This is a genomic window from Bradyrhizobium sp. 132 (genome assembly GCF_023074185.1).
GTDB lineage: Bacteria > Pseudomonadota > Alphaproteobacteria > Rhizobiales > Xanthobacteraceae > Bradyrhizobium.
This window is the reverse complement of record NZ_JADPKY010000067.1, coordinates 1-16,006: the sequence shown is the minus strand read 5'-3', so window position 1 is coordinate 16,006 and position 16,006 is coordinate 1. Positions and strand designations below refer to the sequence as shown.

At 63.1% G+C, this 16,006-nt stretch carries 15 protein-coding genes and 1 pseudogene; 8 read left to right on the top strand and 8 right to left on the bottom strand.

The window, feature by feature from the left end; genetic code table 11:
* Positions 1-17: 17 nt before the first annotated feature.
* Positions 18-935 carry an intradiol ring-cleavage dioxygenase gene (locus tag IVA74_RS10810; RefSeq protein ID WP_247342674.1) on the bottom strand — a complete coding sequence of 306 codons (918 nt, stop codon included), beginning with the start codon at positions 933-935 and terminating at the stop codon, positions 18-20.
* A gap of 173 nt (positions 936-1,108) precedes the next feature.
* Here IVA74_RS10810 and IVA74_RS10805 point away from each other — a divergent pair, with 173 nt between their 5' ends.
* Entirely contained in the window at positions 1,109-2,383 is a 1,275-nt protein-coding gene (locus tag IVA74_RS10805) for a serine hydrolase domain-containing protein (RefSeq protein WP_247342671.1), read from the top strand.
* Positions 2,384-2,405: 22 nt separating this feature from the next.
* On the opposite strand, the gene IVA74_RS10800 is transcribed toward IVA74_RS10805, so the two are convergent.
* The 4 genes from IVA74_RS10800 to IVA74_RS10785 all read right to left on the bottom strand — a co-directional run bounded on the left by IVA74_RS10800 (position 2,406) and on the right by IVA74_RS10785 (position 5,937).
* Positions 2,406-3,725 (bottom strand): TRAP transporter large permease, encoded by a 1,320-nt coding sequence (locus IVA74_RS10800; RefSeq protein ID WP_247342668.1) that lies wholly within the window; start codon positions 3,723-3,725, stop codon positions 2,406-2,408.
* On the bottom strand, positions 3,722-4,237 hold the full coding sequence (locus IVA74_RS10795) for a TRAP transporter small permease (protein WP_247342665.1): 516 nt from the start codon (positions 4,235-4,237) through the stop codon (positions 3,722-3,724). Before IVA74_RS10795 ends, IVA74_RS10800 begins: the two co-directional genes overlap by 4 nt.
* 84 nt (positions 4,238-4,321) lie before the next feature.
* Complete coding sequence (locus IVA74_RS10790; protein WP_247342662.1) at positions 4,322-5,320, bottom strand: TRAP transporter substrate-binding protein; 999 nt, start codon at positions 5,318-5,320, stop codon at positions 4,322-4,324.
* A gap of 383 nt (positions 5,321-5,703) precedes the next feature.
* Entirely contained in the window at positions 5,704-5,937 is a 234-nt protein-coding gene (locus tag IVA74_RS10785; protein ID WP_247342660.1) for a hypothetical protein, read from the bottom strand.
* A gap of 140 nt (positions 5,938-6,077) precedes the next feature.
* Between IVA74_RS10785 and IVA74_RS10780 the strand changes: the two genes are divergently transcribed.
* The 5 genes and pseudogenes from IVA74_RS10780 (at position 6,078) to IVA74_RS10760 (ending at position 11,952) form a co-directional block, all read left to right on the top strand.
* Positions 6,078-6,419 carry a DUF1236 domain-containing protein gene (locus IVA74_RS10780; RefSeq protein ID WP_247342656.1) on the top strand — a complete coding sequence of 114 codons (342 nt, stop codon included), beginning with the start codon at positions 6,078-6,080 and terminating at the stop codon, positions 6,417-6,419.
* A gap of 267 nt (positions 6,420-6,686) precedes the next feature.
* Positions 6,687-8,143, top strand: a pseudogene (locus tag IVA74_RS10775) (sensor histidine kinase).
* 16 nt (positions 8,144-8,159) lie between these two features.
* The gene (locus IVA74_RS10770) at positions 8,160-9,293 is read left to right on the top strand and encodes a mandelate racemase/muconate lactonizing enzyme family protein (protein ID WP_247342653.1); all 1,134 of its coding nucleotides are present in this window, start codon (positions 8,160-8,162) and stop codon (positions 9,291-9,293) included.
* Positions 9,294-9,658: 365 nt separating this feature from the next.
* On the top strand, positions 9,659-10,069 hold the full coding sequence (locus IVA74_RS10765; RefSeq protein WP_247342650.1) for a hypothetical protein: 411 nt from the start codon (positions 9,659-9,661) through the stop codon (positions 10,067-10,069).
* Positions 10,070-10,278: 209 nt separating this feature from the next.
* Positions 10,279-11,952, top strand: a complete 1,674-nt coding sequence (locus IVA74_RS10760; RefSeq protein ID WP_247342647.1) for a peptidoglycan-binding protein — start codon at positions 10,279-10,281, stop codon at positions 11,950-11,952.
* Between the two features lie 282 nt (positions 11,953-12,234).
* On the opposite strand, the gene IVA74_RS10755 is transcribed toward IVA74_RS10760, so the two are convergent.
* Positions 12,235-12,966 (bottom strand): cytochrome c biogenesis protein CcdA, encoded by a 732-nt coding sequence (locus IVA74_RS10755; RefSeq protein ID WP_247342645.1) that lies wholly within the window; start codon positions 12,964-12,966, stop codon positions 12,235-12,237.
* 206 nt (positions 12,967-13,172) lie between these two features.
* Positions 13,173-13,439 (bottom strand): hypothetical protein, encoded by a 267-nt coding sequence (locus IVA74_RS10750; RefSeq protein ID WP_247342642.1) that lies wholly within the window; start codon positions 13,437-13,439, stop codon positions 13,173-13,175.
* Between the two features lie 493 nt (positions 13,440-13,932).
* On the opposite strand from IVA74_RS10750, the gene IVA74_RS10745 reads away from it, so the two are divergent.
* On the top strand, positions 13,933-14,979 hold the full coding sequence (locus tag IVA74_RS10745) for a LysR family transcriptional regulator (protein ID WP_247342640.1): 1,047 nt from the start codon (positions 13,933-13,935) through the stop codon (positions 14,977-14,979).
* A gap of 29 nt (positions 14,980-15,008) precedes the next feature.
* The gene (locus tag IVA74_RS10740) at positions 15,009-15,380 is read left to right on the top strand and encodes a helix-turn-helix transcriptional regulator (RefSeq protein ID WP_247317264.1); all 372 of its coding nucleotides are present in this window, start codon (positions 15,009-15,011) and stop codon (positions 15,378-15,380) included.
* 296 nt (positions 15,381-15,676) lie between these two features.
* Here IVA74_RS10740 and IVA74_RS10735 read toward each other — a convergent pair.
* Positions 15,677-16,006 (bottom strand): hypothetical protein (locus IVA74_RS10735; RefSeq protein WP_247342637.1); only part of this gene is annotated, 330 nt, incomplete at its 5' end.

Below are 16,006 nucleotides of genomic sequence, written 5' to 3'. Positions count from 1 at the left end.
CGGCTCGCGCCTGACCGTCAGGCCGGCTCCTCCGCCTTCGTCCCCAGCGGCTTCGGCGCCATGCCGCCGCCCGGCTTGAGGTGGAATTCGTAGCTCATCAAGTGCCACTGCCCGCTTGCCTTGGAGCCGTCGGGCATCGCCGGATCGTTGCGCGGCTCGACCTTGGCGACGAGATCGTCCTTGACCCCGAACACCACGTCGGAATCCAGATATTTGTCGCCGTCCATGAAGACATGGGTGATCAGCGGCTCGTAGCCCTTGGCATTCACCAGGAAATGCACATGCGCCGGGCGCATCGGGTGGCGGTTGGTCTGCATGATCATCTCGCCGACCGGACCATCGGTCGGGATCGGATAGCTGCACGGCAAGATGGTGCGGAAGAAGAAGCGGCCGTCGCCATCCGTGATGAAGCGCGCCCGCGCGGAGGCGCCGACCTCGTCATAGTTCGGCTTCTGTGAATCGTAGAAGCCGTCATCATCGGCATGCCAGACATCGACGGGGACATTCGCGAGCGGCTTGCCGTTGAGATCGGTGACGCGGCTCTGCACGAACATCCGTTCGCCGGTTTGATTGTTCGGAGAGATGTCGGTGCCGTGCGCCGTCACCTTGTGCTCGCCGACATAGAACGGCCCGAGCACGGTGGTCTGGGTGGCGCCCTCGCGCTCGCGGTGGTTGACTGCGTCGACCAGCATGGAGACGCCGAGCACGTCGGACAGGAGGATGAATTCCTGGCGGGTATCCGTGCATTTCTGGCCGGTGCGGGTCAGGAAATCGATAGCGTATTCCCATTCCTCGAAGGTGAGGCCGGTCTTGCTCACGTAATCGTGCAGCGACTTCACCAATTCCTGGAGCAGGAATTTCGCGCGCGGGTCGGGTGTCTGGTCAAAGCTCCGGAAGACGGCTTCGGTGAGTTCGGTCTCGTTGAACTGGGTCATGGTGCGTTTGCCTGCGATTTTCTCGTGGGCCCATGGGGATCTTTGCGGCTCCCTGGAGGCGTTCCAAGGTGGAGACTACACCAGTCGGCCGGGCGGCGTTAAGTGCAACGCGCTTGGAATGGGGCTGCCATTTCGGCTATCAACCTTCCCAGAAAAACTGCCCGGAGGAACTGATGCTCGCCCCTACCCCCGCCTCGCCCGAATCCGTCGGTATGTCCAAGGTCGCGCTTGACCGCGTCGATGCGCATCTGAAGAGCCGCTACATCGATGCCGGCCGCTTCCCGGGCACGCATCTCCTGGTCTATCGGCGCGGCAAGATTGCGCATAGTTCGGTTCAGGGTTTTGCCGACGTCGAGCACAAGCTGCCGGTCAAGGACGACACCATCTACCGCATCTATTCCATGACCAAGCCGCTCACCAGCGTCGCCTTTATGATGCTGGTTGAGCAGGGCCTCGTTGCGATCGACGAGCCCGTCGCCAAGTACATTCCGGAGTGGAAGGATCTCGGCGTGTTCGTCGCCGGCAACGCGCCGGCCTTCCTGACCCGGCCGCCGTCGCGGCCGATGCTGATCGTCGACCTCCTGCGCCACACCGCCGGCCTCACCTACGGCTTCCAGCAGCGCTCCAACGTCGACGCCGCCTACCGCACTGAAAAGATCGGCGAGGTCGAGAAGTCAGGCACGCTCCAGACCATGATCGAGAGCCTCGCTAAAATCCCGCTGGAGTTCTCGCCGGGCGATGCCTGGAACTACTCGGTCGCGACCGACGTGCTCGGCTACCTCGTCGGCAAGATCTCCGGGATTCCCTTCGAGCAGTTCCTGAAACAACGCATCCTCGATCCACTCGGCATGACCGACACTGATTTCCACGTGCCGGCTTCCAAGGCCCACCGGTTCGCCGCCTGTTACTCGGCCGACCCGGGTGGCGGCATGACCTTTCATGCCGGTCAGCGGCGCGAGGGCCTGACGCTCCAGGACGATCCGGCGACGAGCTCGTTCCTCGTCCCGCCCTCCTTCATCTCCGGCGGCGGCGGCCTCTGCTCGACAGTTGCCGACTATCTCACCTTCTGCCGCACGTTGCTCAATGGCGGCGAGCTCGGCGGCGTCAGGCTGATCGGGCCGAAGACGCTGGCGTTGATGACGAGCAATCACATTCCGGGCGGCCGTTCGCTGCCCGAAGTGTCGCGCTCCCTGTTCTCCGAAGCTGCCTATAACGGCATCGGCTTCGGCCTCGGCTTCGCCGTGACCATGCGGCCGGCCGAGACGCTGATCGCCGGCAGCCCCGGCGAGTACAATTGGGGCGGCGCGGCCACCACCTCGTTCTGGATCGACCCGGCCGAGGAGCTGATTGCGATCTTCATGACGCAAGTGCTGCCGTCGAGCGCCTATCCGATCCGGCGCGAGCTGCGCAGCATGGTCTACGCCGCGATCACCGAGAGCAATCTCTAGGCCAACAGGGATCACGCCCCGCTCATTTCAACATCTCCGGTACGATCAGCCGCGGCAGGAACAGCGACACGCTTGGCCAGACGATGACTGCCGCCAGGACGAGCAGCATCGGAATCAGCATGATCACCGTGTCCTTCAGCGCATAACGCAGCCGCACGCCGGCGATCGAACAGGCGATCATCAGACATAAGCCATAGGGTGGCGTCACCAGCCCGAAGGCGAGCGATATAATGGAAATAATCGCGAACTGGACCGGATGGAGGTCTACGGACCTAGCGAGCGGCTCCAGCACAGTACCGACGATGATGATCGCCGGGATGGCGTCGAGAAAACAGCCCACCACCAGAAAGCAGAACGCGATGAAGAAGCCGGCCCCGATCGCACCCATGCCCCAGGTCGAGACGTTGGCCAGCAGTTCCTGCGGGATCCTGTAATAAGCCAACAGCCAGCCGAACGCGCTCGCGGTGCCCACGCAGAAGAGCGCGACGCCGGCCAGGCGCCCGGTGTCGAGCAACGCCCTGTAGAGTTCGCGCGCGCCGGTTTCACGGTAAAAGAATGTCGACAGCGCTACGGAATAAAGCACCGCGACGCAGGCGGATTCGGTCGCGGTGAACCACCCCAGCAGGATGCCGCCGACAATGATGAACGGCGTCATCAGCGCCGGTATCGAGCGCCAGATGGCGCAGCACATCTCCCTCCAGGTGTCCTTCGGATAGGTCGGATAGCCGCGGCGCACGGCATAGACATGCACTGTCGCCATCTGCGCGCCGGCGATCAACAATCCCGGCACGATGCCCGCGAGATACATCGCGGCGATCGAGGTTGAGATCAGCCCGCCCCACACGATCATCAGGATCGAGGGCGGGATGATGACGGCGAGCACGGCCGAGACCGCGGTGATGGCGATGGAGAACGAGAGGTCGTAACCCTCCTTGGTCTGGGCATCGATGAAGATCTTGGACTGGCTCGCCGCGTCCGCGGTGGAGGAGCCGGAGATGCCGGCAAAGAACACCGACAGCACGACGTTGATCTGCGCCAGCGACCCCGGCCAGTGCCCGACCATCGAGCGCGACAGCGCCACCAGCCGGTCGGTGATGCCGCCGATACTCATCAGATTCGCCGTCAGCAGGAAGAACGGCACCGCCAGCAGGATGAATGAATTGTAGGCATTGAAGGTTTCCTGCGCGAGCGTCATCAGCGACAGATGCGGCTCGATCAGCAGGATCGGCACGCAGGCAAGCCCAAGCGCGAAGGCGACCGGCACGCGTATGATGAGCAGGCCAAAGAAAGTACCGAACAGGACCATCGCGGCCTGTCCGGCAGAAAGAACATTGCCGCTCATCGATTTGCCCCAACCAGAATCCGCATCTCGTCGACGATCTGTTCACCGGCGAACACGATCCACGTCACGCCCGCCACCGGCCAGGCGACGTGGATCAGCCAAAGCGGCAGATCAGCCAGCTCCGAAGTTCTGTTCCAGGCGAAGCGCGTGAACTCGATGCCGGCGGATACGAACACCAGCGCCAGCGCCAGCACGCCGAGCCGCGCGAGGATCCGTACCGCCGCCTCCGACCGCCGCGACAGGTCGGGCCAGACGTCGACTTCAAAATGCTGCGACTCTCTTATGCCGACCATGGCACCGATCATGATCGTCCAGACGAACATGAACCGCGCCATCTCCTCGGTCCAGATGTAGGACGGAATCAAAGGCGTGTAGCGCGAGACGATCTGCAACGTGACCGGAATAACCAGAATGCCGACACAGGCGGCGAGCAGGATCTCCAGCAGCTTTGCATAGGCCGCCGTTGCTCGTCGCCATGGCGACGGGTTCGGTGGCATCGATATTTCAGTCATCACGGCTCCGGGGGATCACAATCTCAGAATGGGGCAAGCCGTCCGGCTTGCCCCGACGTCCTGTCGCGTGGGCAGCGGCAGTTCTCAGACGACGTTGATCTTCTCGAAAATGCCTTCCGCGCCGATTTCCTTGGCGTAGGTGGCCATCACGGGGTCGGCGAGCTTCTTCATGGCGTCCCGCTCTTCGAAGGGAACGCGCTTGAGCTTGCCTGCCTTCTCCAGCGCGTCGAGCTTGACGACCTCTTCGCTCGACTCCACCTGACGGCCGTAATCGCCGGCCTCCTTGCCGGCCTTCATGATCGCGTCCTGCAAGTCCTTGGGCAAGGTCTTCAGCGTCTTCACCGAGAAGCAGATCGGCCGGATCGACACGGCGTGGTGGGTCAGGTTGAGATGCGGGGCCACTTCGTAGAACTTCATCGCCTCGACGCCGGCCGCCTCGTTCTCGCCGGCCGATATCACGCCGTTCTGGATCGCGTTGTAGATTTCGTTATAGGCGATCACCGTCGGGCTCATGCCGACGGCCGCAAAGGTCTTCGACCAGATCGGCGCGCCTTGTACGCGCACCTTGAGGCCCTTGAGGTCGGCGAGATTCTTGAGCGGCTTGTTGGCGAAGATGTTGCGGATGCCACCGCCGGAATAGCCGATCAGAACGACCTCGGCCTTGGCCGCGACCTCGTCGGCGATCGGCGCCAGGATATTGGCTTCAACCACCTTGTTCATGTGTTCGATGCCCTTGAACACGAAGGGCGCGTCGATGAACGGGGCCGCCTTGGCAAAGGTCGACATGTGAGCCGGCGAGACGATGCCGTAGTCGACGGCTTTGCCCTGCGACATGTACTCGAAATATTGTTTTTCGAGGCCGAGCGAAGAATTCCTGTGCAGCGTGAAGTTGACCGGCTTGCCGTAATACTTCTTCACCAGCTCTTCGAAGCGGAGCAGTGCCCGGTTGAAGGCGTGGTCGTCGTTGAACTGGACCGCGCCGTTCAGCGTAACGGGCGCCTGCGCCCTGAGGATCGACGGCATTCCAATCGCAGCCGCCGCAGTGGTCGCACCGAGCCCAGCGAGAAATGATCTTCGCTTCATCGTCTCCCCTCCCTTTGATACTCCGGCCCTGTCGCCGGGCCGTGAGCGCAGCCGGTATACGGCTTGCGAGAGGGAAGCGTATGGAAAACGTCGGCGGGACGGAAGTCATTTCGCGTGCGCGGGAGGTCCTCTTCGTCGCAGGGCCACCCCTTGCGCGAGCTGTTGCACTGCAACTTGCACTCCTGCCGACGCGTGGCGCGCTGAGGGGAGCCCTTCTCCTTCTCGTATCAGACAGAGGCTTGCGGACCTGTGCGCTGCACGCACAGACCCGCTCGCCTTCCGCAGCACTTTAGTGCAAATGGCCAATCAGATAGATGCCGCCGCCGATCACCAGCACGGCCGGCACGGCCCACAGAATCAGAACGGGCATTGTGTCATCCTCCTCAGTTGGACGTGCAGACCTTGACGGTCTTCATGCCGCTTTCAGCCTCGGTGCGCGACTTGTAGATGGTGCCCGACGGGCTGACGACGGCCATCGACGTGTCCGTCGGCTTCTTGTCGATGATGGTGCACTTCTTGGTCTTGACGTCCTGCACGACGTAGAACTCGTTGGCCGCGAACGCCGGTAGGGAGAATGCGGCAATCATCAATGCCGCAGTCGCAAGCTTCGTGTTCATGATCTTCCTCCTCCAGCTGCCGGGCATTTCGGTCCGGTCGATCCGAACAACGGGAAAAAATGGCACTTTGTTCCTGACTTCGGGGAACGGTGCCTGCGGTGGAATGTTGGTGCGGCGCTTGGTCTTACGTGGAGGACAATATGAAGAAGCTGTTTTTGCTATCCGCCGCGGCCATCCTGATGACGACCGGCGCTTTCGCGCAATCCGCCGTGGTGACCACCGGAACCGGGCACGCGACAGCGGTTCAGATCGAGCCGCAATACCGAACCAGGATCCAATCCTACGTCACCGAGCACCGCGTTCGCCCGGTTACGACGAAGGAAAAAATCATCGTCGGCGCGACGGTGCCGAGCGAGGTCGAGCTCGAGCCGGTTCCGACGGATTGGGGTCCCTCCCTCACCAGGTATCGCTATGTCTATACCGGCGATCGCGTGATGCTAGTGGATCCCGCTTCGCGCACGGTCGTTCAGGAAATCGACTGATCAAGGCGTGACGCAAGGCGGCCGCCTACGCCATGTGTCTGCTGCTGACCGCGATCAACATGAGCTGACGCGCAGGCGTCCCCGGCTGCGCTGCAATATCTCATCTTTCAACGGCCCGCCGAACGCGAAAATCGTGGCGCAGCGCAAGTCCCACCCGTATGGTCCCCCCAAAATCATAATCCGGCGCCGCTGCGCCGGAACCGGGACGCCCGCGTTTTGTCAAAGCTCACCCTGCCGGTCCGGCTCGCTCTTCTGGTCACGGGAACGATGTTGCCGCTGATCGTCTTTGCGGTCGGTATTGCCGTCTACAATTACAAGCAGGACCGGAACGACGCGACCCGCCGCGTGCTGGAGAACGTACGCAGCATGCGCCTCGTGCTGGACTCCGAGGTGCAGCGGATGACTGGCGGCTTGCAGGTTCTTGCGCTGACGAATTCGCTGCGCAACGACGACTTCCAGAACTTCCGCCGCATCGCGCTCGGCTTCGTTGACCAATACGGCAAGGGCGGCCTCGTGCTGATCTCCGATCGCAACGGCCGGCTGCTGTTCTCCTCGGCAACGGAGGACACCGCAAGCCTGCCGCCACGCGGTCATATCGAGATCATCGAGAAGGTATTTGCGACCAGGTCGCGGCAATATTCCGACCTGTTCACCGGCGCGATCAATGGGCGACAGGTGCTCACCGTCGAGGTTCCGGTGCTCCGCAACGGCGAGGTGATTTACGACCTCTGCTTCAGCCCGCCGATCAGCATCTTCCAGGATCTGGTGGAGAAGCAGCAGCCCGACAAGCTTTGGACGGTGTCGCTGCTCGACAACAAGGGGATCGTATTCGCGCGCGTGCCGAACCCCAGCGAAACCGTCGGCAAGCGCGCGTCGCCCTCGCTCTACGCCGAGATGTTCCGCAGCAGCCAGCATCGCTTCCGGCGGTGTCGCTCGACGGCGTCGCCCTGGCCGGAGCCTACACGCGGTCGCAGCTGACCGGATGGACGGTCGCGGCCGGCGTCGCCGAGAGCTCGCTGATCGCTCCGCTCTGGCGCAACATCGCGATCACCAGCCTGATCGGCGGCATCCTGCTGCTGACCGGCCTGACCTTCGCGGTCAGGATGGCGACCACGATCGCGCGCGGCGAGATGCTGCACGATCTTCTGATCGATGAGCTCAACCACCGCGTCAAGAACACGCTGGCCTTGATGCAGGCAATCGCGGTGCAGACATTCCGAAGTTCAAGCCGGGACGAGCGGACGAAGTTCGAGGGCCGGCTTGGCGCGCTGGCCGAAGCGCATAATTTGCTGAGCCAGGAGAAATGGGCGGGGTCCGAGCTGCGGGACGTGATCGCCCGCGCGCTACAGCCGTTCCTGCTGAACAATCCCGAGCGCATCCGCATGGCCGGACCCGCGGTGCCGCTGTCGCCACGGCTCGCCGTGGTGCTATCGATGATCGTGCACGAGATCGCCACCAATGCCGCAAAGTACGGCGCGCTATCCAACGAGACCGGCCGGGTGACGCTGGAATGGGAGGTCGTCGCCGATGCGCCGAAGCCGCGGCTGCGCCTGATCTGGACCGAGATCGGCGGACCGCCGGTGACGGCGCCGGTGCAGCGCGGCTTCGGCTCGCGCCTGATCGAGCGCAGTGCGCGCGACCAGCTCGGCGGCGAGGCGACCATCGACTTCCTGCCGCGCGGTGTCGTCTGCACGGTGATTTGCACGCTGGACGAGACGCGGTGAACGGGAGACAGCGCCGATGAAGATCACCAATGTGCGCACGCACATTCTCGAGGCAAAGCTCTCGCAGCCCTTCGCTTACTCGCGCGCCTGGTACGACACGCGTACCGCGATGCTGGTCGAGATCGAGACCGATGACGGACTTGTCGGCTGGGGTGAATGCTACGGCCCGGCACGGATCACGGCGGCGGTGGTGCAGAATGTCGCGCCGTGGCTGATCGGCGAGGATCCGCTGCGGACCGACGTGCTGTGGCAGACTGTGTACGCTCGCTTGCGCGATCACGGCCAGAAGGGCGTCGTGATCCAGGGGTTGAGCGGCATCGACATTGCGTTATGGGACATCAAGGGCAAGCATTTTGGCGTGCCCGCGCACCAGCTTCTCGGCGGCGCCGCGCGCAAGGAGGTGCCGGCCTATGCGACCGGCCTGTACCGATGCAAATCGGGCGATCCGCGCAAATATTTGCCGGAAGAAGCGGCCGGCTATGCCGCCGAGGGATTCCGCGCCGTGAAGCTGAAGGTCGGCTTCGGGATCGCGGAGGATGCCGCGGTCACCTGCGCGGTGCGCGAGGCGATCGGTCCCGATGTTGCGCTGATGGTCGATGCGAACCACGCCTATGACGCGGTCGCTGCGATCCGGCTCGGCCGCATGATCGAGCGCTATGATATCGGATGGTTCGAGGAGCCGGTGCCGCCCGAGGACGTCGCGGGCTATCGCGCGGTGAAATCCGCACTTACCATTCCGATCGCCGGCGGCGAGTGCGAATTCACGCGCTTCGGTTTTCGCGACCTGTTCGCAGCCCATGCGCTCGACATCGCCCAACCCGACACCTGCGCGGCCGGCGGCCTCACCGAATGCAAGAAGATCGCCGACATGAGCGAGGCCTTCGGCATCCGCTACAATCCGCATGTCTGGGGCACCGGCATCGCGATCGCCGCCTCGCTTCAGCTCCTCGCCGTGCTGCCCTCGCACACGCCGACTTCGCTGTCACCGCTCGAGCCGATGCTCGAATTCGACCGGACCGAACATCCGATCCGGCAGGCGATTTTGAAAGAGCCGATCGAGCACGAGAAAGGCATCGTGCGTGTCCCGGACGGCCCGGGCCTTGGGATCGAGATCGATCGCAAGGCGCTTGCGCATTTCGCAGCGAATTAAGCGCGTATTGAAATCGCCGCGCTCGATGCGGAAATGGGACATGACTACGCGTTCCCCTTCGCCAGAGTAGACACGCGACTGCATCGCCGTTCCATTGAGGGCCGCGAGTGCGCCAAACCGTCGCATCCCGGGGAGAGCATTCGCGCTGGGTGATGCGTTCCACGCGCGGCCGCGGAACAGAGCGGGGTATCGATCTTCGATCAGCGCGACCAGTCATGAGGCGGCCGTCATCGGCGCGCGCAGGTTCATCGAGATGAACGCTCGTTTATCTTCATGATTCCTGTCGCTCGCGGGCTCGCGCTTGCAACTTTTGCCTTTCGTTGATGTTGGGCCGACATCGAAACACTAACGAAGGAGGCACGCAGATGACAAAGACTGCGCTTGTTCTGGCAACCGTCGGCGCCCTCGGCGCGAGCGCCGTAGCAGCGCCGACGCCGGCGGAAGCCCGCTGGGGCGGCGGTTTCGGTCCGGCGCTGGCGGGCGGATTGATCGCAGGTGCCGTGTTCGGTGGCCTCGCCTCGTCCGCCTACGCCTATGGCCCTGGCTATGGCTACTACGGATACCCTGGTTATTATGGTGGCTACGCACCGGCGTATTACGGCGGCTACGAGCCATATCGCTGGGGCGGCTACACCACGACCTACTACGGAAGCGGGTACGCTCCGGCCTATTACGGCTACCGGTATCGCCGAGTCGTGCGCCCAGCCTATGCGTACTATGGCGGACCGTTCCCACGGCGGCACTTCTATCACCATCGCTGGTATCATCACTGGTGACGTGAGGGCCGCAGCAAGGCCAGCGTGGAGCGCCGGGCCATCGAGACCGGAGGTCGACGCCTTCCGCTCGATCTGAAGGGTCCAACGCGCGCGATCGCGACGGATCGTCCAGCTGGCGTTCGAATGTACATGCGTCGGGAAATGCGACGAAGCAAACCAAGGAGGTTCAGATGAACACGAGGAAGAACAAGTTCCTGCTGACAACAGCAGTGCTGTTCGCCGGCGTCAGCCTGGCGTCGGCGCAAGGCATACGCGAAGGTGCCGGCGGCGGAATGAGCGCTGGCGGAGGCGGAAGCGGAACGAGCGCCGGTGGCGCAGCCAGCGAAGGTGCTGCGGAACACGGCCGGTCCGCCGGTTCGATGTCGCAGGGCGCAGGTGGCGCATCCCATGGCGAAGGAATGACGCAGAACCGCGCAGGCGGTCGGACCGAGGGTCCTTCCGCGGCGCGCGATAGCAGCCGAGCCGCGGAAAAGGCCGGCAACAGCGAGCGGCAGACGGTCGGTCAAGGCGGCGACCGCGACAAAGCACGTGCGTCCCAATCCAAATACGAGAAGCATGGCAGGGACCAGACGGTCGGTCAGAGCGGTAGCGATGGTGAAAATGCGCGTCAGTCGAAGTCCGCTAACGACAAGAGCGGACTGAAGGACCAGACCGTCGGACAGAGCCGTAGCGAGCGCGATAGCACGCGCCAGTCACAAGGCGCGGAACGCAACAAGAGCACGACCACAGGCGCCAATACCAAGGACAATGCCCAAGGCAAGAATGCGCAGGGTCAGAACACAACAACCACCGGCGCGAACACCAAGAGCAGCGCCCAAGGCAAGAACGAACAGGATCAGGGCACGACAACCACAGGCGTCAACGCCAACAGCAACGCCCAAGGCCGGAGTGCACAGCAGGGTCAGGGCACGACGACCGGCGCCAACACGCAAGGACAGGCCAACGCTCAGGCGCGGCCCGACGCCGGGAACACCCAGAGCATGTCCGGCCGCGTGCAGCTGAACGCACAGCAGCAAACAAGGCTGCAGCAGTCGGTGCTGAGCTCACGCAATGTGGAACGCGTGCGGGTCAACGAAAATTCCATCAATTTCCGGGTCAATGCCGGCGTGGTCGTACCACGCAACATCTCCGTGGTCTCGATCTCGGATTACCCCGCGCTGATCGACGTCTATCCGGACTATCGCGACGACAGCTTCTTCGTCGTGAACGACGAGATCGTCGTCACCGACCGTGGCCGCAGGATTGTCGACGTTATTCCCGCCGGCCCGCGGACGCACTATGCGCAGCATGGCAGGTCGACCGGTGGCGGTGGCAGCGTTGCTGCGCTGGATCTCAGCCCCGACGAGATCCGCGTTGTTCAGCAGGTTCTGATCGAACGTGGCCTGTTGTCTGGCAAAGCAGACGGCATCCTGGGATCCGATACGCGTAGCGCACTAATGACTTTCCAGAGACAGGAAGGTTTCCAGACCACTGGCTCGATCGATTCCCGCACGGTCGCTGCGCTTGGCGTGTCGAACAAGATCAGCGCCACGCAGGGCCAATCGACGTCGGTGGGTCAGGGGCAGACTGGCCAGTCGACGCCTCAGAACACGACCGGGCAAAGCAACAGCCAGACCAACGCGCCGGCGCAGCAAAACCAGACCACGGGACAGGCTCCGCAGAACCAGCCATCCACAACCGGCCAGGCTCAGCAGAACCAACCGACGACATCGGGCCAGGCAGGCACACGACAGCCTTCGGACGAGACGACCGGCCAGGCTCCGGCCCAGAGCAACAATCAGTCCACCAACCAGCCCAGCACCAACCAGAATACGCAGTCTGGGCAAACCAACCAGAACAATGCGCCGTCGCCTTCGACGTCGGGCCAGCCATCTCAGAAATAAACCGGCCGGCAAGACGCCCAAGAGCCCTGCCTCTGGCGGGGCTCTTTTTGCATCCTATGCGGAGCCAAAGATGGGCCGGCCGTGCGGGACGGTTCGACAAGGTCAAGTTCAGTGCACGACCATCGTCGGTGTCAACCTATGGACATCTCGCCCGTCACGCCGATGTGATCTCACTCCCGCGAATGGAGCGACATCGCCACAAACTTTTCCGATGCATCAGGATGCGAACAAACCACGCGGCTTTGCTTTATTCCGGAAGCCACCGCCATGAACACGCTCGATCTACCCGATCGTCTGCAGAGCCGGAAATGTCTCCAGCAGCCAGATGCTGACATTCGAGACCGTGCCGGTGAGAAAGCCGATGCCGGTGATCACCATCAAGACGCCCATGGCGCGCTCGACATTGGCGAGCTGGCCCTTCATGCGCGCGAACAGTTTTGAGAACTGCTCGATCATCAACGCGGCGATCAGGAAGGGAATGCCGAGGCCGGCCGAATAGACCGCGAGCAGGCCCGCGCCCTTGGTCACCGTCGCTTCCGCCGCGGCGACCGAGAGGATCGCAGCGAGGATCGGGCCGATGCAGGGCGTCCAGCCGAATGCGAAGGCGAGCCCCATCACATAGGCGCCCCAGAGGCCGACGGGCTTGGGCGCAGTCAAGCGTCCCTCGCGCATCAACAGGCCGATGCGCGTCAGGCCCAGGAAGTGCAGGCCCATGACGATGATGACGATGCCGGCCAGGATCGAGAGCTCGGCCGACCAGGCGCGGATCAGGCCCCCGATCAGCGAGGCACTGGCGCCGAGCGCCACGAACACCGTCGAGAAACCGAGCACGAAAAGCAGCGCCGCCATCATGATCGCGCGCTTGGAGGCCGATGCCGGCTCGTCGCTCTCGACGTGCTCGATCGTGGCGCCCGTCAGATAGATCAGATAGGGCGGAACCAGCGGCAGGACGCAAGGGGATAGGAAGCTGACGAGGCCGGCAATCAGCGCCGCCGGGATCGAAACATTTTGCATGGTGCAGTCGGAGCCATCTCAGGCGCCGGCGCGGCGCGCGGGGAATGCGCGCGGCCCGGAGCCGAACCGGCTCTGGTGTAGCCGATGCCAGCGAATGCGCAACAGAGGCGCACAAAACCAGGGCTCCTCCCGATGCCGTCTGCAATCACAGATGCGGCATCGGGACGCGCACAAATCTCGCCAAAAAGCGAGATTCGGCGGCGCGGCTACTTCACCACGCGGAGCAGCGGACGCCGGGGCTGGTCCTGCGTCTGCTTGGAGGGGGGCAGCGGTTCGCCTGCAGCGCTCCGCAGCATTTCGTCGCACAGCGCCTTGAGATCGGCGCTGTCAATTCCTTTGAGTTTCATCCGCACGTCCAGAATGACAATGGACAGCAGCTCGGCTGACTCACGGTTGTTGCTCTCGTTGAGCACCCTGCGGCACGCTTCGAGTGTTTCCAGCACCGACTGCAACTGTTCGTCTGAATGCGACACCGGCGTTCTTTCCGTTAATTCGGCCCGTGAGACGTAATGACGACGATTCCCGCGGCCCCCATGGAGTACCGACGATAACACGAGGCCATTGCGCCTCCGAATAGGATTTCAGTGTGTTTTGGCGTTGAAACCGCGGTTCCGGCGAACATCGCGCCGGTGTGCCGGCTGTCGTCAAAATGCTCAGGCTTAAAACGCCTGGCGTGCTGCGATTGATCCATCGCAGAAGGCGGCATCGGCTCTCGCGCAAGGACATCCATTGCGGACAACGCCGACAATCCCGCAGCCATGTCGCGGCTCGCAACGGAACTCACGTCACACCCCTCATACGGGCGATAGTCCGCCCGATTCCCGGCCCTTGTTCGCTGCCCCTTGGCAGCACTCAAATACCACCCGCGACACAGTAAGGATGACGTTCAAAACTCGTCGTTCCCCAACCCGCCGTGGTTGTGGTTTGCCCCATATTCTGCCAGTTTAGCGACCTGAAGGGACTTGTATGCACTCCTTGGCGGAAAGGGGCGTTCCACTGGAGGAACGCCCAAAGATAAACATCAGCGGCCTCTCGGACTGGGATGCGGCGCGCATTTTCCTGGAAGTCGTGCGATGCGGGAGTTTCCGCTCGGCGGCCGAGCGCCTGTCGCTGTCGATCAACGCCGTCCGCCGCCGGATCGATGATTTCGAACGCCAGACCGGCACCACCTTGTTCACCCGCGACGTCCACGGCACTCATCTGACCGACGAAGGCGCGCTGGTGGTCTCTGCCGTCGAGCGGATGGAGGCGGCTGCGTTTGACGTGCTGCGCACCAGCGATTCGACGGCGAATGCCCTGTCCGGCGAGGTCCGCGTCGCCGTGACCGAGGGACTCGGCACGTTCTGGCTCGCGCCGCGGCTGGTCGAATTCCAGCAGGCCTATCCGAAGATCCTGGTCGATCTGCATTGCGCGATGCGCTCGGCCGACGTCTCCCGCCACGAGGCCGACGTCGCCATCCACCTGTCGCGACCTTCGGCGCTCGACGTCAAGATGGTGCGGCTCGGCCGCATGCATCTGATGTTCTGGGCCTCCGAGAAATACATTGCAAAACATGGCGCGCCGCGCTCGGCGATGGAGTTGATCAAGCACCGCCTGGTGCTGCAATTCGCCGACCAGCTTGCCGCCAAGGAAACGTTCGAGAGCTTCTTCCCCGGCGTTCCGGAACGTGACCTTCTGGTCATGAAGACCAACGTCTCAAGCGCCAACTACTGGGCGGTCGCGAATGGCGCCGGAATCGGCGTGTTTCCGAGCTACGCCATTGCGCTTGGCGGGAAGTTGATTCCACTGGAGGTCGAGCTGAACAGACCGCTGGATATCTGGTTGTCCTACCATCCCGGTAGCGGCCGGATACCGAGAGTGCGGCACATGATTGACTGGCTGATCGAAGCCTTCAATCCGGCGCGTTTCCCGTGGTTTAAGGAAGAGTTCGTGCACCCGCATGAATTCAAGGACGAGTATATGGGCGAACCCCTGACCCAGCTCTTCGGGGGGTTTTCAACCGAAGACCGATGAGAAAAAAGATGAAGACAGCGGCGAAGAGAATGAAGCAGCGCAGTGCCGGCAAGCCGGACATTGAGCTGGGCAAACGGATCCGTCTGCGGCGCGTCGAGATGAAGATCTCGCAGGCTGAGCTCGGCGACAAGCTCGGCGTGAGCTTCCAGCAGGTCCAGAAATACGAGAAGGGCGTCAATCGCGTCGGCGCGGCTCGGCTTCAGCAGATCGCCACCTCGCTCGACGTGCCCGTGACCTTCTTCTACGACGGCGACAACAAGGCGCGCGAAGTCGAGAGCCTGCTGTTCCTGGACTCGGCCTTCAGCCTCCGCCTGCTGCGCGCCTACAGCAAGATCAAGGACCAGACGGTGCAGCGTCAGCTTGTCTCGCTGATGGAATCGATCGCAGCGAACGAAGCCTGAGCCGATCGGCGTTCGCGCCTTTCCGGCCGATGTTCAATCCGCCGCGTCACGGGGGCGCGGCCGGATTGGACGAGACCCGGCGCGCTCGTGCGCGGTCTTTTTCGGGGCGGCATGACCGCCCCTTTTTGTTGACGTTTGTGTCGCCCCCGCCCGCGGTTATCGCGAATCCATTCCGACCTGTCGCGACCCAATCCAGAGACCGCGCGTCCGACGCGCGGGGCTCGCGATGCGCCGTGCTTAAAGGGGGCCGCAACCGGGAGGGCTAGCCTGCCGCCGATTTCTCGAATCAGCACGACCTATTTGTCGCGCATGCACAGGGAGGTGCTCGACGCCCACGACAATCCGATCGATCCGCATTCAGTCGACCGGTCGGGCACGCACACGCCGAATTTCACCGTGCGCCAGCAGAACGGCACTTCCGCAACGACGTCTATAACCAGGACGAGCAGTTCCTGGAAGCGACCGCCGAAGAGGCGGCGTTCTTCAGCAATGCCGGCAGCCATCCGCTCACCGCGCACATGGTGCGCTAGGGTCTGTTGGGATTCAGGATTCTCATCGGGGCTTGGTTGTGATTCAAGCTTGGGATGGACCGATTCGTTTTGACTGACGCCCAATGGGCGAAGATG